Origin of the sequence: Pseudomonas poae (genome assembly GCF_001439785.1) — a bacterium.
Taxonomy (GTDB): Bacteria; Pseudomonadota; Gammaproteobacteria; order Pseudomonadales; family Pseudomonadaceae; genus Aquipseudomonas; species Aquipseudomonas poae.
This window is the reverse complement of record NZ_JYLI01000005.1, coordinates 237,809-258,533: the sequence shown is the minus strand read 5'-3', so window position 1 is coordinate 258,533 and position 20,725 is coordinate 237,809. Positions and strand designations below refer to the sequence as shown.

General features: G+C 57.7%; 25 protein-coding genes. 23 read left to right on the top strand and 2 right to left on the bottom strand.

Annotated features, from left to right (window positions below; genetic code table 11):
* The first annotated feature begins 93 nt into the window (after positions 1-93).
* The 20 genes from TU75_RS08440 (at position 94) to TU75_RS08345 (ending at position 16,734) form a co-directional block, all read left to right on the top strand.
* Positions 94-1,212, top strand: coding sequence for a phage tail tape measure C-terminal domain-containing protein (locus tag TU75_RS08440; protein ID WP_248844503.1), 1,119 nt, complete (start codon positions 94-96; stop codon positions 1,210-1,212).
* A gap of 28 nt (positions 1,213-1,240) precedes the next feature.
* A complete protein-coding gene (locus TU75_RS08435) occupies positions 1,241-1,579 on the top strand; it encodes a phage tail protein (protein ID WP_060548668.1) in 339 nt (112 codons plus the stop codon).
* A gap of 50 nt (positions 1,580-1,629) precedes the next feature.
* A complete protein-coding gene (locus TU75_RS08430) occupies positions 1,630-2,313 on the top strand; it encodes a phage minor tail protein L (RefSeq protein WP_060548667.1) in 684 nt (227 codons plus the stop codon).
* Positions 2,314-2,315: 2 nt separating this feature from the next.
* Positions 2,316-3,089: a C40 family peptidase gene (locus TU75_RS08425; protein WP_060548666.1), complete on the top strand. Its 774-nt coding sequence runs from the start codon at positions 2,316-2,318 to the stop codon at positions 3,087-3,089.
* A 33-nt stretch (positions 3,090-3,122) separates the two neighbouring features.
* Positions 3,123-3,752, top strand: coding sequence for a tail assembly protein (locus TU75_RS08420; RefSeq protein WP_060548665.1), 630 nt, complete (start codon positions 3,123-3,125; stop codon positions 3,750-3,752).
* A 32-nt stretch (positions 3,753-3,784) separates the two neighbouring features.
* A complete protein-coding gene (locus tag TU75_RS08415; RefSeq protein ID WP_060548664.1) occupies positions 3,785-4,393 on the top strand; it encodes a tail assembly protein in 609 nt (202 codons plus the stop codon).
* Positions 4,394-4,452: 59 nt separating this feature from the next.
* Positions 4,453-8,283, top strand: coding sequence for a TipJ family phage tail tip protein (locus TU75_RS08410; RefSeq protein WP_060548663.1), 3,831 nt, complete (start codon positions 4,453-4,455; stop codon positions 8,281-8,283).
* Entirely contained in the window at positions 8,280-8,609 is a 330-nt protein-coding gene (locus TU75_RS08405; RefSeq protein WP_060548662.1) for a hypothetical protein, read from the top strand. The genes TU75_RS08410 and TU75_RS08405 overlap by 4 nt, the downstream gene beginning before the upstream one ends.
* Positions 8,606-9,289, top strand: coding sequence for a hypothetical protein (locus tag TU75_RS27310; RefSeq protein ID WP_141719128.1), 684 nt, complete (start codon positions 8,606-8,608; stop codon positions 9,287-9,289). Before TU75_RS08405 ends, TU75_RS27310 begins: the two co-directional genes overlap by 4 nt.
* A 97-nt stretch (positions 9,290-9,386) precedes the next feature.
* Positions 9,387-10,418, top strand: coding sequence for a pyocin knob domain-containing protein (locus TU75_RS08395; protein ID WP_060548660.1), 1,032 nt, complete (start codon positions 9,387-9,389; stop codon positions 10,416-10,418).
* A 2-nt stretch (positions 10,419-10,420) separates the two neighbouring features.
* Complete coding sequence (locus TU75_RS08390; protein ID WP_060548659.1) at positions 10,421-10,750, top strand: hypothetical protein; 330 nt, start codon at positions 10,421-10,423, stop codon at positions 10,748-10,750.
* A gap of 67 nt (positions 10,751-10,817) precedes the next feature.
* Entirely contained in the window at positions 10,818-11,912 is a 1,095-nt protein-coding gene (locus TU75_RS08385) for a hypothetical protein (RefSeq protein WP_060548658.1), read from the top strand.
* Positions 11,909-12,262, top strand: a complete 354-nt coding sequence (locus TU75_RS08380; RefSeq protein WP_060548657.1) for a hypothetical protein — start codon at positions 11,909-11,911, stop codon at positions 12,260-12,262. The genes TU75_RS08385 and TU75_RS08380 overlap by 4 nt, the downstream gene beginning before the upstream one ends.
* On the top strand, positions 12,255-12,446 hold the full coding sequence (locus tag TU75_RS08375; protein ID WP_060548656.1) for a hypothetical protein: 192 nt from the start codon (positions 12,255-12,257) through the stop codon (positions 12,444-12,446). Before TU75_RS08380 ends, TU75_RS08375 begins: the two co-directional genes overlap by 8 nt.
* The gene (locus tag TU75_RS08370; RefSeq protein WP_060548655.1) at positions 12,443-12,994 is read left to right on the top strand and encodes a glycoside hydrolase family 19 protein; all 552 of its coding nucleotides are present in this window, start codon (positions 12,443-12,445) and stop codon (positions 12,992-12,994) included. The genes TU75_RS08375 and TU75_RS08370 overlap by 4 nt, the downstream gene beginning before the upstream one ends.
* Complete coding sequence (locus tag TU75_RS08365) at positions 12,982-13,482, top strand: lysis system i-spanin subunit Rz (protein ID WP_060548654.1); 501 nt, start codon at positions 12,982-12,984, stop codon at positions 13,480-13,482. Before TU75_RS08370 ends, TU75_RS08365 begins: the two co-directional genes overlap by 13 nt.
* 81 nt (positions 13,483-13,563) lie before the next feature.
* Positions 13,564-14,064 carry a CinA family protein gene (locus tag TU75_RS08360; RefSeq protein WP_003231360.1) on the top strand — a complete coding sequence of 167 codons (501 nt, stop codon included), beginning with the start codon at positions 13,564-13,566 and terminating at the stop codon, positions 14,062-14,064.
* An 83-nt stretch (positions 14,065-14,147) separates the two neighbouring features.
* A complete protein-coding gene (recA, locus tag TU75_RS08355; RefSeq protein WP_003231359.1) occupies positions 14,148-15,206 on the top strand; it encodes a recombinase RecA in 1,059 nt (352 codons plus the stop codon).
* An 8-nt stretch (positions 15,207-15,214) separates the two neighbouring features.
* Positions 15,215-15,682: a recombination regulator RecX gene (recX, locus tag TU75_RS08350; protein WP_003231357.1), complete on the top strand. Its 468-nt coding sequence runs from the start codon at positions 15,215-15,217 to the stop codon at positions 15,680-15,682.
* A 176-nt stretch (positions 15,683-15,858) separates the two neighbouring features.
* Positions 15,859-16,734, top strand: coding sequence for a hypothetical protein (locus tag TU75_RS08345; RefSeq protein WP_060548653.1), 876 nt, complete (start codon positions 15,859-15,861; stop codon positions 16,732-16,734).
* 117 nt (positions 16,735-16,851) lie between these two features.
* On the opposite strand, the gene TU75_RS08340 is transcribed toward TU75_RS08345, so the two are convergent.
* Together TU75_RS08340 and TU75_RS08335 are read right to left on the bottom strand one after the other, a co-directional pair.
* The gene (locus TU75_RS08340; RefSeq protein ID WP_060548652.1) at positions 16,852-17,964 is read right to left on the bottom strand and encodes an LOG family protein; all 1,113 of its coding nucleotides are present in this window, start codon (positions 17,962-17,964) and stop codon (positions 16,852-16,854) included.
* Between the two features lie 207 nt (positions 17,965-18,171).
* Positions 18,172-18,612: a PA3611 family quorum-sensing-regulated virulence factor gene (locus tag TU75_RS08335; RefSeq protein ID WP_057007719.1), complete on the bottom strand. Its 441-nt coding sequence runs from the start codon at positions 18,610-18,612 to the stop codon at positions 18,172-18,174.
* A 179-nt stretch (positions 18,613-18,791) separates the two neighbouring features.
* Here TU75_RS08335 and TU75_RS08330 point away from each other — a divergent pair, with 179 nt between their 5' ends.
* From TU75_RS08330 to TU75_RS08320, 3 genes are all read left to right on the top strand, one after another.
* On the top strand, positions 18,792-19,517 hold the full coding sequence (locus tag TU75_RS08330) for a tRNA-uridine aminocarboxypropyltransferase (RefSeq protein WP_060548651.1): 726 nt from the start codon (positions 18,792-18,794) through the stop codon (positions 19,515-19,517).
* A gap of 118 nt (positions 19,518-19,635) precedes the next feature.
* Positions 19,636-20,286 carry a response regulator transcription factor ErdR gene (erdR, locus tag TU75_RS08325; RefSeq protein ID WP_003231349.1) on the top strand — a complete coding sequence of 217 codons (651 nt, stop codon included), beginning with the start codon at positions 19,636-19,638 and terminating at the stop codon, positions 20,284-20,286.
* A gap of 69 nt (positions 20,287-20,355) precedes the next feature.
* Entirely contained in the window at positions 20,356-20,724 is a 369-nt protein-coding gene (locus tag TU75_RS08320) for a diacylglycerol kinase (protein ID WP_173664767.1), read from the top strand.
* Position 20,725 lies beyond the last annotated feature (1 nt).

Genomic DNA, 20,725 nt, shown 5'->3' with positions numbered 1-20,725 from the left:
CCTATGGCAACTGCTTCCCAGGGTAATTTGACGCTCAACCTCGGCAGCCTTGAGCAGGCCCTGGCGAAGGCGTCACGGATTACCGAAAACAGCATGCGCGAGATGCAGCAGAAGATCGAGGTCGCCAGTAAAAAGGTCAGCGCTTCTGCCGCAGCGGCGCTACAGGTCACGTCCGGCCAGTTCAAGGGCTTTCAAAGGGCCTATGACCCGGCCACGGATGCGGCAGAAAAATTTATCCAGAAAAACGCGCAACTGTTACAAGTGCTCAAGCAGAGCCAGGGTGCGCAGAATGATTTTGTTGGCGCGTTGGATTCGCAGTCCAGTTATACCGAGCGGGCCGGGCTGAAGTTTCCAGCAGGTGGGCCGTATAGGGATGTACCTGTGCCGGGCGCGGGTGATGACTCGTCCGGGTTTGCCTTCCTGGATGATGATAAGACACAGCAGGTTCAAGGTCATTTCACCTTACTGACCAAGCTGGTCGATGATTGGAGCGCAGGTGCTCAAAGCGCATTCAAAGACTACCTGAGCAGCTCGGGAACCGCCGCAGAACAATCGAAAGCCATGTTCACCGGCGCTTTCAAACAGATGGATGATGCCGTTGCGACGTTTGTCACCACCGGCAAGTTCAACTTCTCCGAGTTCGCCAAGTCGGTCCTCAAGGACATGGCGACGATGGCGGCGAAAACTGCCGGGTCGAGTGCGTTGAGCTCATTGTTCGGCATCGCCAGTTCAGCACTGCAGAGTTTGTTTACACCGAGTGCTGGAGCGCCAGGCGCCAGCACCGCAGTTGGACCAGGCGGCTATACCAACGCGCTCAAACCACCAGCAGACTTCAATTATTCACCTCCCTCAACATTCAAGTTTGCCAACGGTGGTGCGTTCACCAATTCCGTCGCCACTGGCCCAACCTTGGCCCCCATGGCCCTTTTCGGCGAAGCCGGCCCCGAAGCCATCATGCCTCTGAGCCGTGGTTCCGACGGCTCCCTGGGCGTGCGCGCACTGGGCGGCAGCCAAGCAGGCAACACCAGCAGCAACCAAGTGGTGATCCAGCAAACCATCAACGTTGCCGACGGCCAAGGCTCAGGCACCGACGCCAACACCCAGAACGTCGCCCGCGCCTATGCCGGTTCAGCCCGCCAGGGTGCCGCCGAGCAGATCGCCCGCGACCTCAAACCGGGCGGGCAAATCTGGTCGGCCATCAACGGCCGCTGACCCTCAACGGCTTAGGCCTGGAGAAAACATGAGCACAGAAATTTTCACATGGGTGCCTAAGGTGGAGCCCGTCGGCAGCGTCGAGTTTCGTCTTAAGACGGCCAAGTTTGGCGATGGCTACCAGCAGACAGCAGCGGACGGGATCAACAACAAGACCCAGTCCTGGCCACTGACGTTCGTGGGTGACGAAGCGCGCATCAAAGCGATCGTCGCTTTCCTTGATCGCCATGCCGGCGCCAAGGCGTTCAACTGGACCGCACCACTTGCAGCGCCTGCGTTGTATCGCTGCAAGGGCTACCAGCCAACGCCCATGGGCGCCGGGCTCTACTCTCTGACAGCTACGTTCGAGCAAGCCTTCCACCCCTAGCGCCGCCTCCACCCCGCCGTAGTGCGGGGTTTCTTTGCCCGGAGAATCATATGTCCATCACTGCAGATATCCAGACCCTGGAGCCCGGGGCCTGGGTGGAGCTTTTCGAACTCGATGCCACCCCCCTGGGCGCCGAGTTGTACCGGTTTCACGGTTACCCCCAGGAGTCATCGATCTTCTGGCAGGGCCATGAATATTCACCCTGGCCGATCCAGGCCGAGGGCTTCGAAATGTCGGGGCAGGGCGCCCAACCGACGCCAACGCTGGCCGTAGGTAACGTCGGTGGTTTCATCACGGCGCTGGTGCTGTATTTCGAAGATTTGGTAGGCGCGCGACTGATCCGCCATCGGACTTTGGCCAAATACCTCGACGGCCAACCCGAAGCCGACCCTGAAGAGGAACTGCCGCCGGACATCTGGTACGTCGAGCGCAAAGTCGCGGAAAGCAGCGAGACGGTGAAGTTCGAACTGGCCAGTGCGCTGGACTTCAACGGCGTGCAGCTGCCACGTCGCCAGATCGTTGCCAACGTGTGTTGGTGGCTCAGTTGCGGTGGTTACCGCGGTCCTTATTGCGGCTATAACGGCGGCCCGGTGGCGGATGCCAATGACGTGATCGTCACCGACGCTGCCAAGGATAAATGCGGTGGGCGGCTGACCAGCTGCAAGCTGCGTTTCGGCGAGAACAACCCATTGCCCTACGGCTCATTCCCGGCAGCCGGACTGTTGCGGAGCTGATCATGAACAAGACCAACCTGGCGGCGATTACCCGGCACGCCGTGGCCGCGTATCCCCATGAGTGTTGCGGCTTGCTGATTCGTGAAGGGCGCAAGCGTGTGTATGTGCCTTGTCGAAATACGGCGAGCACACCCAGCGAACACTTTCGGCTGGCGCCCGAGGACTATGCCGGCGCGGAAGAACGCGGCGAAATCCTCGCTGTGGTGCACAGCCATCCGGATTGCCCGGTGACACCCAGTGAAGCAGACCGCGTGGCGTGCGAAGCCTCCGGGTTGCCTTGGCACATCGTTGAAGTACGCACCGACGAGGACGGGCAGGTGCGCACCGGTGAATGGGCCAGTTGCACGCCAAACGGCTACCAGGCGCCCCTGATCGGTCGCGCCTTCGCCCACGGCGTGCATGACTGCCTGAGCATTATCCTTGACTACTACCGCCGCGAGCTGGGCATCGAGCTGGGTGACTATCAGCGTGAAGACGGTTGGTGGGACAAGGGCGGCAACCTCTACCTGGACAACCTGCCGGCCGCTGGCTTCGTGCCGGTCAGCCAACTCCAACAGGGCGATATCGTACTGATGCAGATCCGCTCGCCAGTGCCCAACCATGCCGCGATCTACCTGGCCGATGGCGTGCTGCAAAGTGAACCCGAACATTACCCCGCTCCCGGTTCGATCCTGCACCACCTGTATGGCCGCGACAGCAAGCGCGATACCTACGGCGGCTACTGGGGTGAGGTGACGGTGAGCTACTGGCGACACGGCCTGCGGGCCAAACATTAACCACATCGGCGGATCATTCGCCGGGAGGATGCCATGCATCATGAAAAAGTCAGGACGGTGCGCCTCTACGGCAGCCTTGGCGCGAGCTTCGGGCGCGTGCATCGACTGGCGGTGAGCAACGCCTCGGAAGCGATCCATGCGCTGTGCATTCTGGTGCCGGGGTTCGAGCGCTTCCTGATGGAATCCAAGGACCGGGGCGTGACGTATTCGATTTTCCTGGGCCGTGACAACATTGCCCAGGATCGCCTCAAGGCACCTCCAGGCGCTGCGGATATCCGTATCGCACCGGTACTGCTGGGCAGTAAGCGCGCAGGGTCGATGCAAACCATTATTGGCGTGGCGCTGATTGTGGCTGCGTCGTACTTCTCTGGCGGTCTGGCCTCGGGCAGTTCCTCCACCCTGATCGGTGCTTCATCCACCACTGGCTGGACCTTTGCCGCGAGCATGGGGATTTCCATGGCCATGGGGGGCGTCGCGCAGTTGATGTCGCCCATGCCCAAGGGCCTGGGCACCATGGACCGCCCGGGTAATCGCTCCAGCTACAGCTTCAATGGCCCGGTGAACACTAGCATCCAGGGTGGCCCGGTAGGCCTGTTGTATGGCGAACTGACGGTGGGCAGTGCGGTGGTCAGCGCGGGTATCTATGCGCAGGACCAACTCTAGCCAACGTTGCGAAGATGACCAGGAGAGTGCTCATGGGATTGGCAGTAGAACAAAATACGATGCGAACCGTCCTGCTATCAGGCTCGCTCGCCAGGCTTTTCGGTCGAGAGCATCGTGTGACCACCACGGGTGGTTTCAAGGACGTGATGGGCTACTTCAAACAGTTTCCCGGCTTTGAACGTTACATGCTGCAGAGCGCTGATAAAGGTTTGCGTTTTGCGGTATTCAACGGCAAACGCAACATTGCCGAAGACGATATTCAAAAGCCTCTTGGCAAGGACGTGATTCGTATCGCGCCAGTGTTGACCGGCTCCAAGCGGGCCGGCGGGCTACAGACCATTATCGGCGCGGTATTAATCGCGGTGGCCTATTACAACCCGTTTGGCTTTCTCACGGGGCCGGCGGCCAGCATGATGATGATGGCCGGTGCGTCCATGGCGATGGGGGGCGTCATGCAGATGTTGTCACCTCCCCCCAAAGGGCTTGGCGCCCAGGATAGCCCCAACAATCGCCCGAGCTACAGCTTCAATGGCCCGGTCAATACCAACGCCCAGGGCAATCCGGTAGGGCTGCTCTACGGCGAGTTAGTCGTCGGTAGTGCTGTGATCAGTGCCGGCATCTACGCCCAGGACCAACTCTAACCGTCCTCCTTTTCACCCAGCCCGCCGAGTGCGGGCTTTATTTCGCCTGAAGGAAAGCCATGACTGACCTCACTCTCGCTGGCAGCAAAGGCGGCGCGTCCAAGCCCCGTCCCTCCGTGGAGGCGCCAGACAGCCTGCAAAGTACGGCCTATGCCCGTATCCTCGATCTCGTCAGCGAAGGCGAGATTGTCGGTTTGAAAAACGATAAGCGCTCGGTGTTTCTTGACGAGACCCCGCTGGCCAACGCCGATGGCAGCCTCAACTTCAGTGGCGTGACCCTCGACACCCGCAATGGCAGCCAGGACCAGTCACACATACCTGGCTTCCCGGCGGTGGAAAACGAAAGCCCGGTGTCCGTCGAGCTGCGCAGTGATCAGCCCTGGACCAAGTCCTATTCCAACCTGCAACTGTCGGCGGTACGGGTTCGCCTGGCCGTGACGCGGCTGTCGCAGACCAACACCAGCAACGGCGACACCAACGGTTATACCGTGCAGTACGCCATCGACCTGTCCACCGACGGCGGCGCATTTACAGAGGTGCTGGCCGCCGCGTTCAGTGGCAAAACCACCACCAAGTACGAACGTTCCCACCGTGTCGACTTGCCACCTGCGAAAGTCGGCTGGACTTTGCGCGTGCGCCGTATCACGCCGAACTCCACCAGTGGCACGATTGCCGATACCACCACCGTAGAATCGTCCACCGAGGTGATTGACGCCAAGCTGCGCTACCCGGGCTCGGCGCTGATCGGCCTGCAATTCGATGCCGCTCAATTTCAGTCGATCCCCTCGCGCTCCTTCGAACTGCGCGGGCGCATCATCAAGGTGCCAAATAACTACGACCCGCAAACCCGCACCTACAGCGGTGTATGGGACGGTACGTTCAAATCGGCCTGGACCGACAACCCGGCGTGGATCTACTACGACCTGCTATTGCACCAACGCTATGGGCTGGGCCACCTGCTCAACGCCGGCCAAGTGGATAAGTGGGAGCTTTACCGCATCGGCCAGTACTGCGACCAGCCGGTGTCCGACGGCAAGGGCGGTACCGAACCGCGCTTCACCTGCAACCTGTACCTGTCGGTGCGTGCCGATGCACTGAAGGTGCTGCAAGACCTGGCGACTACCTTCCGGGGCATGGCCTATTGGGGTGCCGGTTCCGTGATGGCCGTGGCGGATATGCCGGAAGACCCGGTGTACACCTACTCCAACGCCAACGTGATCGGTGGCCAGTTCATCTACGGCGGCTCGGCGAAAAAGACCCGCTATACCGTTGCACTGGTCAGCTGGAATGACCCGGCGGATTTCTATCGCCAGAAGGTGCAGTACGTCGACGACGCCGAAGGCATCGCGCGCTACGGCATTCAGCAAACCGAAATCAGCGCCACCGGTTGCACGTCCCAGGCGCAAGCCCAGCGTATCGGCAAATGGGCATTGCTGACCAACCGTTTGGAAACCGAAAGCGTGACCTTCTCGGTCGGGCTCGACGGCACCCTGGCGCGGCCCGGCCAGGTCATTCGCGTGGCCGACAACGACCGCGCCGGCCGCCGCATTGGCGGGCGCCTGCGTGCTGCCACACTCGACAGCCTGACCCTGGACGCCGAAGTCACCGCCACGGCAGGCGACACCATCACCCTGGTGATGCCCAACGGCAAGGCTGTGTCCCGAAAGGTCAAATCCGTCAGCGCCGCAGGTACGGATGGGCAGTTGGTAGTGCTGCAAACCAAGCTCGACGAACTCCCGCCGGCCCAATCGATCTGGGCCATCGACTCCGCGACCCTGGCTTTGCAACAGTTCCGCGTGCTGTCGATTTCCGAAGACTTTTCGGATGACGAAATCAAATACAGCCTCAGCGCGGTCAAGCACGTACCGAGCAAATTTGCCGCCATCGACGACGGCGCCAAAATCGACAGCCCGCCGATCACTGTAATCCCGCCGAGCGTGCAAGCAGCACCGACCGGCGTGACCGTCAGCAACGACCATTTCGTCGAGCAAGGCAGCGCTGTCAATGTCATGACCATCGAGTGGCAGCGGGCGGCCAATGCCATTGCCTATGAGGCTTACTGGCGCAAGAACGACGGTGAATGGGTCTACGCAGGCCGCACGGGCGGCAGTTCTATCGAGGTGTCCGGCATTTATGCCGGACGTTATGTGGCCAAGGTGCGGGCGATCAATGCGCTGGATATCGGCTCCCTGTACAGCGAGTCCGTGGAGACCGTACTTAACGGCAAGACCACACTGCCGCCGACCGTGGCAGCGCTGACGACAGAATCGTTGGTATTTGCGATCAAGGTGAAATGGCAGATTCCGCAGGGTGTTAGCACAGCGGATTTGCAGCGCACGGAGATCTGGTACGGGAAAACCGCTGATTTGGCGATGGCAACCAAGCTGGGGGATTACGCCTATCCGCAGACCGATTTGACCATGATGGGGCTGGCGGCGGGGACGTCGTTATTTTTCTGGGCACGGTTGGTGGACCGGACGGGCAATATTGGGCCGTGGTTTCCAAGCGGGTCGGGCGTCAACGGGCAAGCGAGTTCGGATGCGTCGCCGATCCTGGATCTGATTGCAGGGCAAATCAGCGAGACGCAACTGGGCAAGCACTTGCTCGACCGTATCGAGTTGATTGATGGATCTGGCTCGGGTTCGGTCAACGACCGATTGGACAATACCCGTAAAGAACTGCAAGCACTGGTTGATCAAGTCACGGATGCGTTGCTGTACGACGCGGCCCGGACATATGCCAGTGGCGAGTTTGTACGCCAGGAAAATCATCTTTACCAGGCTATCCAGGCAGTACCGGCTAACAGCCCACCGGCTAACGCGGCTTATTGGCTGGACATTGGCTCCCTGGTGCAAACCAGCAATGCACTGGCGTTGCAGATCCAGCAGAACAAAACGGCGATTGAGACGGTGGACGGCAAGGTCACCAGTACTGCCCAGAAAACCGACGGGGTGTATGCCCAGGTCAACCCGAAGATGGCAGGTGATGAGCAAACCTCATTCGCGGGTGATGACGTTTCCATGGCTGGCACTTGGTCGGTGATGTCGGCGATTGCCGAGGGTGATATTGCCCAGGCAATGAAGACGGATGCGTTGGAGGTGAGGGTCAATCAGAACCGAGCCAGTATTACCAACGTAGACAGCGCTTCTGCTTCCCGGGATGAAGCCCTTGCCCAGCGAGTTACGCGACTGGATGCAAGGGTCAGTCAGAACAAGGCCAGTATCACCAACGTAGACAGCGCTTCAGCTTCCCGGGATGAAGCCATTGCCCAGCGGGTTACGCAGCTGGATGCAAAGGTCAATAACAACTCGGCATCGATTGATACGCGACTAACGACCTTGGCCACTGCGGATAAAACGCTGGCCCAAAGCATTGAAACGGTACAGACCAAAGTTAACCAACAGTCAGTGAGTATCCAGACCAATGCCTCGGCGATTGCGGATACCAATGGGAAGTTGGCGGCGAATTGGTCAGTGCGGATGCAAGTTGCTGCGGGGGGGGGTTATAAGTTTGCCGGTATTGGGTTGGGCATCGAGAATGGTCCAGGTGGGGTGCAAAGTCAGTTTCTGATTTCGGCGGATCAGTTTGCGATTTATAACGAAAATACGCCGGGTAAGCCTTCGACACCGTTCGCGGTTAGAGGGGCTGAAACATTTATCAATAGTGCGTTTATTCAAAATGGCACGATCACCAACGCCAAAATTGGCAGCACTATTCAATCTGATGCGCTGGGCGTCAATGGGAAACCAGTGTGGATTTTGGATAAGTCAGGTTTATTTGAACTTAATAGTTCCGGGCCAGGGGGGCGTCGTGAAGTTCGACCAAATGTTGACAAGATTTATGATGCTGAAGGAAACCTAAGGATAAAAATTGGAGATCTCAACTCATGACGCATGGTATCCAGTTTTACGATAATCGAGGAGGCAAAACCTTAGGGCTTGACTCAAAAACCATGAGAGCAGTTTCCCTTGTTCATGGGAAGGGCTTGCCAACGAATGGCGCAGTGGTAGCGCTTCCGAATTTTGATCCTCAAAAGGGGGTAGTTATGGTGGAGGCCTATGGCATAGAACAAACAATAATGCCGGGCTACTCCATTATGGGCGCATATCCAAATGCAAGTTTGAAATTCGATGTGCTGGATGCGCAGTGGGCAGCTGCTTTCGCCGCGCAGTATGCGAATCAGCAATATTCGATTATGGCGGTGCACTATAAATGAGCTATGGAATATTATGTGTTGGTAACGATGGTCAAACGATTATCGACGATGAAAACTCTCTGTTTCATGTTATGTCATCAGGAAGCTATGCCGCTGCGGCACCCAATGTTGAAGGGTGTTGGATCTATGTGACGTACACAGCGCCGATAAACTCGCCCAGACCACCGCTGGTATTTATTTCGCCGGATGGCGCGGGTGTTTATTTTCCGGTTGTACATACGGGCACTGCTGGAGCATGGACGGGATTTTCGGTTTACTTTGCCGGCAATTACCCAACGGTAGGTCTCGCTTACACTGGAAAGTATTGCGCCTGTGTCGCTCATCCACCCGCAACAGATGGTTATGGAATGCAGGTGTTTGATAAAAGCGGTCAGGTGGTGTTTGACAGTAATTACAAGATAATGAGTTTTGTAGGTGGGGTCCAGGATTGGGTCCCCCATGACTATCTGGATATGAGCTTTTTCTTTCGAGTGTGGATGTATAACCTGCCTTGGACCTACGGTAAGAATTCATATTTTTTAATGAATATTTTTCGACAGGACTTTTTGTCCGGGATGAATTTGTCATCAGTGACTGTAGGGTTCCCCAATGCATCGAGAGAAACTATTGAATTATCCATTGTGACCGGTAAAACGGCTGCGCCGAGGGTAAATTGGCCGCTGCTCGTCGGTATACCTTAATTTCATGAAATCTGATTTTTTAGCGCGAGTCCTCTGTAGATATTTTATGTGTGCGACCAGTGCTGAAGGTTTTTTGATCTACTAGCGGAAGGAAAAAATGGCACGACAAGAAATTGACCTAGGTACAAAACCCGCGGGCATCGGCGGGGATACTCCCCGCAGTGCTAATTTAAAAATCAACTCGATGACCCAAGAGTTATACAGCCGAATCGATGCGCTGGGCACAGCAGCCACTGGCATATTGACTACAAGTGCCGACGACCATACTCCAGGCCGAGTCGTTCGCGTGGGCGACTTTGGCATGGGTGCCTACAACCCCCTCCCGGAGGCGGACCTTGATGGTGTACGCAAAGCGGGCACCTATTATTCAATATCCGGCTTGCATACCCCCACAGGCCAAAACGGTTGGTTGACCGTCAATGAGGCGGGTGCCGGCTACACAATGCAAGAGTACTTCGTCGTCAACGACGCTTCGAAGTGGGTTCGTGTGGAGGTTGTGGGTGTTTGGCAACCCTGGCAAAAAGTTCTCACTGACGGCCCGGGCCTGGCTTCCACCCAGCAACGGCTGGGTCTCAAGTCGCGTGCCTTTCAGGCCGATGGTGAGCGCCTGCTTGGACAAAACACCACGGAGGCGGGGAGGGCCAGTGGTTCGCTGGTTTCCTCGCTGACCATTCACACCGCCATCCCCTATACCGAGAGTGAATCGCCGTTGATTCGTTGTGTGGGCTGCATAAACGGCTACACGTCGCCGTTTACGCTCGACCTATCCTGGTACTACTACCAGGGCGGTTTCAGTTCCGGCGTTGCGCTGTTGAATGCAGCATCCCCGGCCATCGGCAACTTGCAAGGCGGACCTGCTTTGAAAGTCCGCGTGTACCGCCGTCCAGAGACCGGCCTGATGTCCATTTACATCGGATTTCCCGGAGTTGTCTACCTGCCTCGGTTTGCGATGTACTCAATTCAGACTGGCACCCTTGAAGTACCTGCAGCCTTTGCATCGAACTGGCTCACGGAGTCGGACATCGCACCGCCTACCACCAGCATGAACATGGGCGCGCTGAATGTCATCACCACTTTGAACACCGCCAACTGTGCAAAGCAGGCCGATGGCTCGATAAAGGCGATTTGAAAATGAGAGCAGTCATTGAACTACGCGGGGCCGAGGGCGCTTGCACGGTTGTTCCCTTCAGCAATCAGAAAGTCACCTCGAAGCGAAAGGCTCAAGGTGTCTATGAGGTGCGCGGTACGTTGGGCCTTATCCCGCTGGCGCCTGAAGGGAGTGGGTGGGGCTACAGCATGGGAGTGGGTGAGAAAGAAGTGTCGGCAGTTGTCACCTACTCCAGAAAAGTCATGACCGTCAAACTGCAAAAAGACGGGCAACCCTATGAGTTGGCTGGGGCCGTTTCTCTGCATTGTGAAATCGCAGATTCGGCTCCGGTGATCGTGCCAGTTTTTGAATAGTTGACTGGCATTTTCCCGTGCCCGCCTTCGCGCGGGCTTTTTATTGAATTGACTATGGAGAGTCCACATGGCACGACAGGAAATCAATATTGGTGCAGCACCCACTGGCGTCGGCGGCGACACACCACGCAGCGCCAGCGTCAAGATCAACGCAATGACCCAGGAACTGTTCGCCCAGCAGGCCCAACTCGGTACTGCCGCCACCCAAAGCATCGTCACCGCCAGCGATGATTTCACTCCAGGTCGCATACCCATTACGGGCCACGCTGGCTGGGGCGCTCAGCCGATTCCGAAACAACCCACTGACGATGCCAATGAGTTACCGCGCGTCAGCGGCTTGTTTCAGTTCGGTAACGGCGGCGTCAATCTGCCTAATCCTTACGTACAGATCCTGCAGATTGCCAACTCGGGCGGCTATATTTGGCAAACCGCGAAAGCCATGCTTGATGAGTCGACTTTTACACGAGGGAGACGAGGTGATGGCCAATGGACCCCGTGGCGTACCGAAATCAATACCTCGCTCTTCGCCATCGGGACCGCGCAAGGCGCAGCGCCGGGAGAGTTGATGGGGTTGTCGGCGCCGCAAAGTGCTTCGCCCAATAAAGCAAATACCGGCCTCTATAGCTATTACCAGCACCCCGATGGTGTGCCGGGGTTTGGCGCAATCAGTGTTCTGTCACAGGCGTGGGGCCATGATCCGCAATGGCGCGCGCAGTTGTCGATGGCAGTGTCTGGGGATGGTATTCACTTCCGCCAGTTCAGCGTCAATCCAGGCGCGGCTGCGCCCAATTGGCGCAGTATTCTTCATAACGGCAATGCGATTTCCGGTGTGCTCAACGCTGGCACTTCGGGTGCTTTGCCGATTAATTCCGGGCTCATTGAGCGCGGCGGGGCACTCGACAACTGGTATTTCCGCTTTGCCGGCGGCCTGCAAATCTGTCAGCAGCGATTTACCGGCTACACCGCCGGCGTCACGCGCAACGTCTCATGGTTGGCAGCTTTCGCGGACACGCCTGTGGCGGTGTTCCACAACATCTACCCGTCGATTGACTGGGATCTGACGGCCAGATGCTACGGCAATGGTGGTTCCTACTTCTTTATGTCCGACCGGACGCTCAACAATATCGTGACAGTAACGGCAATCGGGAGATGGCACGCATGATTATTCACCACGTTCCTTTTCGGCCTCTTGGCCCCGCCATCCCCACGAAAGCTTTCATCGAGGGGGAAACACTGATCCTGAATGATGAAAGGATTGATCTTTCACTGATCCCTGACGGGATGACCCTGCCTATGTCCGCGATAGGAAATGAGTTGTTCGCAGGGCCTGTCAGCCGTCGTAACGGTGAGATCGAGCTGACCTTGAAGCTGGCTCTCAACGCAGGTGCGCCCGCCTATATGTGGCAGAACGGGAGGCTCCAGGTATCGGCCGGCCCCGTTCCTTTTCCGGTCGAGCCAATTGATGTTTCCATCCGTCCAGCCAAACCTGATGAGGGCCTGAGCGATGTTTGATCTTTCGAAGCTGGAAAAAACCCAGAGCCCTCAGGACCTCCAGGCACAGCAAGACTCGCGTGAGGCCCTTGCTTATCTGGCTTTAACCGACTGGTACAGCTTGCGGTTCCTTGAAGAGAATACGCCCGTGCCCGCAGCCATTCTGGCGGCCAGGGCGGCGGCCCGAGGCAAGGTCATCTCATGACGCTCGCACAACTCCAGCAAGTCTTCCCACGCGCCCGCTCTTTAGCGGGCGTTTTCATCTGCGCACTTAACTCGGCAATGCTGAATCGGCAAATCAACACTCCCCAACGTGCTGCTGCCTTCCTCGCTCAAATCGGTCATGAATCCGGTGAACTGCATTACGTGCGCGAATTGGGCAGCGATCAATACTTGAGCAAATATGACACCGGCGCCTTGGCAGTGCGTCTAGGCAACACCCCCGAGGCGGATGGCGACGGCCAGAAGTACCGTGGACGAGGGTTGATTCAGATCACGGGACGTCGCAACTACCGATCATGCAGCCAGGCATTGTTTGGCGATGATCGCCTGCTGCTGCAACCGCAGTTGCTGGAGCAACCTCAGTGGGCCTGTGAGTCGGCCGCCTGGTTCTGGCAAAGCAATGGCCTCAACCAGTTGGCTGATAAAGACCAGTTCAACACTATCACACGTCGCATTAATGGGGGCTTGAACGGCCTTCAGGATCGCTTGCAGATTTGGGAACGGGCCAAGGTGGTGCTATGCGTTTTCTAGGGGATGGCCGTGTGATTGGGGCGTGCGTGCTCATGGCACTGGTATGGCAAGTTCAGGCCTGGCGTTACGGCGCGCAGCTTGAACACCAGGCAACAGGTCATGCGCAGGCGCTCAGTCAGCAAAGCCAGGCGGCCTTGCGGCGGCAACAGGCAGAACAGGATAAACGCCTGGCCCTTGAGCAACAGCTCAGCACCAGCGACAAACTACATGCACAGGAGTTGAGCGATGCCCAACGTAACCAGACTGCTCTGCGCGACCGCCTGGCCACTGCTGATGTGCGGTTGTCAGTCCTTCTCGACGCCACCGACGCCAGCGGTTGCGCTGCAGTGCCTGCCTCCACCGCCACCGGCAGCGTGGTTCATGCAGCCCCGCGAGCCCGACTTGACCCGGCGCATGCTCAGCGAATTATCGGCATCACCGACGACGGTGATAACGCCCTGATCGCCTTGCGTGCTTGCCAGGCCTATGTGCGAGCGATTGTGCGTTAGCGTCTTGATGCACTCTGCAACTTGCATGGTTGAACGGCTCCTGTAGGGTAGGCAAACGCCCGCCCACTCCCGGAGACGACCGTGAACGAAATCACCCAGCTTGCCGCTGAACTTGGCCGCCGTCTGCAGGTGCTCAATGCCCATGTCACTACGGCCGAGTCGTGTACGGGCGGTGGCATTGCCGAGGCCATCACGCGCATCCCCGGCAGCTCGGCCTGGTTCGAGGCGGGTTATGTCACCTATTCCAATCGGCAGAAGACTCGGCAATTGAATGTGCCGGAGCAACTGTTCGACAGCGTCGGGGCCGTCAGCCAGCACGTGGTGGAAGCGATGGTGCGTGGCGCGCAGGAGAAAAGCCTGTCGCGCTTTGCCGTGGCGGTCAGTGGCGTGGCGGGGCCGGATGGCGGCTCACCAGACAAACCGGTGGGCACCGTCTGGCTGGCGTGGGGGGTAGGCGATGAGGTGTCGGCGCAGCTTGCGCACTTTCCCGGCAACCGTGATGAGGTCCGCCGACAAACGGTAAAGGCCGCGCTGGAGGGCTTGTTGCGACGAGCTGCAGCAGAAATGGAAAATCAGGGGTAGGCGATCTCTGATCTTTGTGGAACAATACTGTCTACTTATACAGGTGTTGGCCGTCAGGCCTTATTGATTACGTGAGGACTTTAATGGACGACAACAAGAAGAAAGCCTTGGCTGCGGCCCTGGGTCAGATCGAACGTCAATTCGGCAAGGGTGCCGTAATGCGTATGGGCGATCACGACCGTCAGGCGATCCCGGCTATTTCCACTGGCTCTCTGGGTCTGGACATCGCGCTCGGCATTGGCGGCCTGCCAAAAGGCCGTATCGTCGAAATTTACGGTCCTGAATCTTCCGGTAAAACCACCTTGACCCTGTCGGTGATTGCCCAGGCACAAAAGATGGGCGCCACCTGCGCGTTCGTCGACGCCGAGCACGCCCTCGACCCTGAGTACGCCGGCAAGCTGGGCGTCAACGTTGACGACCTGCTGGTTTCCCAGCCGGATACCGGCGAGCAGGCCCTGGAAATCACCGACATGCTGGTGCGCTCCAACGCCATCGATGTGATCGTGGTTGACTCCGTGGCAGCCCTGGTACCCAAGGCTGAAATCGAAGGCGAAATGGGTGACATGCACGTGGGCCTGCAAGCCCGTCTGATGTCCCAGGCGCTGCGTAAAATCACCGGTAACATCAAGAACGCCAACTGCCTGGTGATCTTCATCAACCAGATCCGCATGAAGATCGGCGTGATGTTCGGCAGCCCGGAAACCACCACCGGTGGTAACGCGCTGAAGTTCTACGCTTCGGTCCGTCTGGATATCCGCCGTACTGGCGCGGTGAAAGAAGGTGACGAAGTGGTAGGTAGCGAAACCCGCGTTAAAGTCGTGAAGAACAAGGTTGCTCCGCCGTTCCGTCAGGCCGAGTTCCAGATTCTCTACGGCAAGGGTATCTACCTGAACGGCGAGATGATCGACCTGGGCGTGCTGCACGGTTTCGTCGAGAAGTCCGGTGCCTGGTATGCCTACAACGGCAGCAAGATCGGCCAAGGCAAGGCCAACTCGGCCAAGTTCCTGGCGGAGAACCCGGATATCGCGGCCACACTTGAGAAGCAGATTCGCGACAAGCTGCTCACCGCCGCGCCGGATGTGAAGGCTGCAGCCAACCGTGAGCCGGTTGAAGAAGTTGAAGAAGCTGACACTGATATCTGAAGCAAACGATGACCGTTGTACTGGATACACTCGTCGCCGTTCGGCGCACTGCAATGGACCTGCTCGCTCGCCGCGAGCATGGTCGGGTCGAGCTGACGCGTAAATTGCGTCAGCGCGGCGCAGAGCCCGAAATGATCGAAACAGCCCTGGACCGTTTGACGGAAGAGGGGCTGCTGTCTGAATCCCGTTATCTCGAAAGTTTCGTGTCTTATCGAGCGCGCTCCGGTTACGGTCCTGCGCGAATTCGTGAAGAACTGAGCCAGCGTGGTCTGCAACGTGCCGATATCGACCTTGCCTTGCGCGAGTGCGGTATCAGTTGGCAGACGCAGCTGGAAGACACCTGGCGTCGCAAGTTCTCTGGTCATTTGCCGATTGATGCCAGAGAGCGTGCGAAGCAAGGGCGTTTTTTGAGTTATCGCGGTTTTTCGATGGACATGATCAGTCGCTTGTTAAGCGGTCGGGATATGGACGATTAGATAGCACACAAGCATATTGAGGGCGGTAAATCCGTTCTCACTTTGAACACACTTGGCGCCATTTAGAGTGCCAGTCAGAAAAGGCCCACTATGAAAATAGTGGGCCTTTTTTGTTTCAGAAAATCGTTGAGTCAAAAAATCAGAGCATCGCTTTGATCCGCCATAAAGGAGTCCCCATGAAACAGAAAGGAATCAGTATGAAGAAGATCATCATCGCGCTTATGTGCCTATTGTCTGCCGCAGCCCATGCCGAAAAATACTCTACCTATGCAGAGTCCCCTGGAACTGCTGTGGGATTCGTCACTTCAGTCGTTGATTACAGCCCTGGAAGTGGGGCATCTGGTGACGGCGCTATTCAAAGTAACGCAGTGGGCACGCCGGATGGTAAGTACCTCTCGCTTGGGAAGAGTGGCAGCGCAGTATTTAAAGTGGGTCCCAATGCGCTTAAGGCTGATGGCACTTCAGATGTGGACATCTACGTATATGAGGCTGGCTGGTGGGATTCATTTGATGTGTACGTCTCGGCCAATGGCGTGTCTTACACTAGGCTGACACCCACGATTGTCTCCCTGGCATCCGGTGGTTCAGGTTCTTGGGTAGGTTTCAATATCGACGGACAAGTCGATAAGGTGCTTGCTTATCCTTATGTGAAGGTGGTTGACACCAGCAACAGCACCAGTGTAATCCCGGGCACCGATGGAGCCGATGTCGACGCCATCATAATTACAACTGCTGCCGAGCCGGTAGGCAACAATGTGCTTTATGATACCGACACGCTCAACGGTGACACCTACAACCTCTATGCGGATGCGGATTCTGGTGTTGTAGGGGTAAAAGTTATTAAATCGAACGGTGTGGTTACCTATATTCCATTTTCAGCTGGTAACACGCTGACACCTATCGCTGTTTCCGTCCAGTCTGATGTGAACGGTGATTCGGTAAATGACATTAATGTACTTGCAACTCGTAAATCCGATAATGCGCAGCTCAATATCTACCGTGATTTGAATGGCGCGCTCATCAAGACGGTTGATAATTCCGCCATCAAATAATGCGTGTAAAAATGTGGGAGGAGGCTTGCTCCCACATGAATGCATTTGGCAAAATTTAAGGCACTGTGCAGAAAAGGCCCACTATGAGAATAGTGGGCCTTTTTTTTTGCTCAAAAATCACGCAGGCTCCGGCGCCGCTCTCTGCTGCGTCGTGCCCTGGGCCTCTGCCCAGTTCTCCGGCAAGTTGATGTAATCCACCAGCTCACGCAAACGGCCTTGATCACGGCCGTTGAAGTTGAACACCAGTCGCGTCAGATGGCTGAACTTCGGCTCATCATGATCTTCCCCGGTGTAGGCATGTTGCTGGAATTCGCCGCTCAAGCGCAGACTGGCGAACTCATCCTGCAGGTGAGTCATTGCGCGTTCGCTGAGAGCGTGATGCATGCGCAACACAAATTCCCGCTTCAGCCAGCGTGTGGAATGGAAGTTGGCATAGAACTGATTGATTTCTTCCACGGCTTCTTCTGCGCTGTACACCAACCGCAACAGCTTGAGGTCTGTGGGCAGGATATAGCGGTTGGCTTCCAGCTGGCTGCGGATAAAGTCCAGGGCGCCTTGCCAGAAACCGCCCCCCGGCGCATCCAGCAGCACCACGGGTACCAGCGGGCTTTTGCCGGTCTGGATCAAGGTCAACACCTCCAGCGCTTCATCCAGCGTGCCGAACCCGCCTGGGCACAGTACCAGCGCATCGGCCTCCTTGACGAAGAACAGTTTGCGGGTAAAAAAGAAATGGAAGGACAGCAGGTTATCGGTGCCATCGATGGTCGGATTGGCGTGCTGTTCAAACGGCAGGGTAATGTTGAACCCTAGGCTGTGCTCCAGGCCTGCGCCTTCATGTGCTGCGGCCATGATGCCGCCACCGCCGCCGGTGATGACCATCAGGTCCGAGCTCGCCAGCGCGGCGCCGACTTCCCGAGCAAGTGCGTACAACGGACTTTCCATCGGCGTACGGGCTGAGCCGAACACTGTCACCTTGCGCCGGCCTTTGAACTGTTCCAGCACGCGAAAGGCGTGATCCAGCTCCCTGATAGCGCGCAGGGTGATTTTGGCGTTCCAGCGGTCCCGGTCGTCTTGTGCCATGCGCAGCACAGTAAGAATCATGTCGCGATATAGCGCAATATTCTGGCTGTTGGGGGCGATCAGTTGGAGCTGCGCGTCGACCTGTTGCGTGAGATCGGTCCCGTTTTCTTCAAAGTGCCGTAATAGAAGCTCATTCGATTCATAAGGCATTCAACTTCTCCTTTTTTGCCCTGAAAATATGACAGAACAGCAGTGAGACTGCTGCGAGCGAAAGGATGGGATGGCTTGATCATGGGCCGAAAAACCCTTGGCTGGCAACCGCTTATTGGCGGTCAGGCAAGCGTCTGGCTGGGCGGGAGAAACTGACGCGGGGAGTCACGCGCCCAGGGACCTGGGCACGAGGAGAGCAAGCAGGGCTTACTTTTTCTTTTTAGCGGCAGTCGGTGCCGGGCAATCGGCTTCCACGAACTTGACCGACGCCACAGGGCGGTTGGTCTTGTTCTCGGTAATCTCGTAGCGCATGACGGCGCCCTTGGCCATCAGTTCGCGGTAACCCGGATTGAGGCACACGCTCTGGCCCAGCTGGAAATACACAGCCTTGGGGTTGGCGCGCATCTGTTCGGCGCGGTCAGGCAGTACGCTGAGGTGATCGATCAGCTGCATGCCTTCAACGGTGTAGGCCACTTCCAGGGTTTTTTCGTCAATTTCCCGGGGCAGGTCCTTGTTGCTTTCAGCCGCGACGCTTTGCAGCTTCCTGTTCATTTGGGCCTCCAGCAGCGAGGCCGCCTGGGCGCCAACAGGCAGCACCAGCGCGAGGGCGATGGACGGGGCAGCAAGGCGCAGCATGGAACGCAGCATGAAACTCTCCTGATTCGGTTACTGGTGCATAGACCCGCCACAGGGCCGTGCGTTCAGTGGCGCGCGATTATAGGTGAGCCCTGGCCACTACAGCCAGGCGTATCGCTGGTAAACTGCGGCCACTTTTGCCTTCCACGAGTTTTTCCCGTGTCGATTGACCCGATTTTGTGGCGCACCCGATGAGCCACGCCGTTTTCCGCCTGCGCACCGAGCGCCTGGCGCGAGCCGTGCGACCCTTCCTCAACCGTGGTTCGCGCGCTGAACGTTGCCCCAACTGCCGTGTGATTCCCGAGTATTGTCTGTGCGCCTGGCGACCAGAGGTCCAGGCCCGGTCGGCCATGTGCCTGTTGATGCACGATGTTGAACCGATGAAACCCAGCAACACTGGCTGGCTGATTGCGGATGTCATTCGCGACACCACAGCATTCGCCTGGTCGCGCACTGAGGTCGATCAGGGTTTGCTCACCTTGTTGGCCGACCCGCAGTGGCAACCCTACATCGTGTTTCCCGGTGAGTTCGTGACGCCTGAGCGTGTGGTCAGCGAAGTTCGCGTGGAGGAGGGCAAGCGCCCGTTGTTCATCCTGCTGGACGGCACCTGGAGCGAAGCGCGCAAGATGTTTCGCAAGAGCCCGTATCTGGAGCGTCTGCCGGTGCTGAGCCTGGCGCCGGAACAGCTGTCGCGCTACAAGCTGCGGCGTTCCAAGCGTGATGATCATTTCTGCACGGCCGAAGTCGCAGCCCTGTGCCTGGAGCTGGCCGACGACCTGGCCGCCAGCGAAGTGCTCGACGCCTACCTCGACGTGTTCAGCACCCATTACCTGGCCGCCAAATTCCAGTTGCCACTGGACCCGACCGACGACGCCCACACGCGCCTTGCGCCCTTTGTACCGATGGCAAAGCCATGATGGCAAGGTAACGCTACAACCCGCTAAAATGCCCGCGGCGTAGTGCTTGACCCTCCAGGCAGCGCTGGGCAAGCCGGGCGCCGATCAGGGGCCCCATAAAAACAGGATCATTTAATCAATGGCCACATACGAAATCCTGATAGCCGATGACCATCCGCTGTTTCGCAGTGCGCTGCATCAGGCCGTCACTCTGGGCCTGGGTCCTGATGTTCGCCTGGTCGAAGTGGCCAGCATTGCCGAACTGGAGGCGCGCCTCACCGAAAAAGCCGACTGGGACCTGGTGCTGCTCGACCTGAACATGCCGGGCGCCTATGGCTTTTCGGGGCTGGTGCTGCTGCGTGGCCAGTATCCGCAGATCCCCGTGGTGATGGTCTCGGCTCAGGAGGACGCCGATGTGGTGGTGCGCTCCAAGGAGTTCGGTGCCAGCGGCTTCATACCCAAGTCCAGCGCGATGGAAGACATTCAGCAGGCTGTGCGCACGGTATTGGACGGTGATGTGTCGTGGCCGCCGCAAGCGTTTGAAGAAATCAACGTGTCCGACGAAGCCAAGGCTGCCCGCGATGGTCTGGCGAGCCTGACGCCCCAGCAGTTCCGCGTATTGACCATGGTCTGCGAAGGTCTGCTGAACAAGCAGATTGCCTACGAGCTGAGCGTGTCGGAAGCGACGATCAAGGCCCACGTCACGGCGATCTTTCGCAAACTTGGGGTGCGTACGCGAACCCAGGCGGCGTTGCTCTTGCAACAACTTGAGTCAATTTCTCAGCATTAAGCTGTTACCGCTTCACGCTTTTTTGACTTTGCGTGATCTAGCTTCCCCACTTCTTTGGTTCAGTTGCCTATATCTATGTCGCCTTTCAAGGGTCAAACCGGTATCAAACGTATCTTCAACGCTGGGGGTTATTCCCTGGATGGCCTGCGCGCAGCCTTCACCGGTGAGGCAGCCTTTCGTCAGTTGGTGCTACTCAACGTCGTTCTGGTGCCACTGAGCTTTTTCCTGAATGTCAGCCGGGTCGAGCGGGCGCTGATGATTGCCGTGTGCTTGCTGGCTTTGATCGTCGAGTTGCTCAATTCGGCGGTTGAAGCGGCCATCGACCGTATTTCCCTGGACCTCCATCCCCTGTCGAAAAACGCCAAGGACATGGGCAGCGCCGCGCAATTTGTGGCGCTGACGATGATTGCGCTGGTGTGGGGCGTGATCCTCGTCTGAC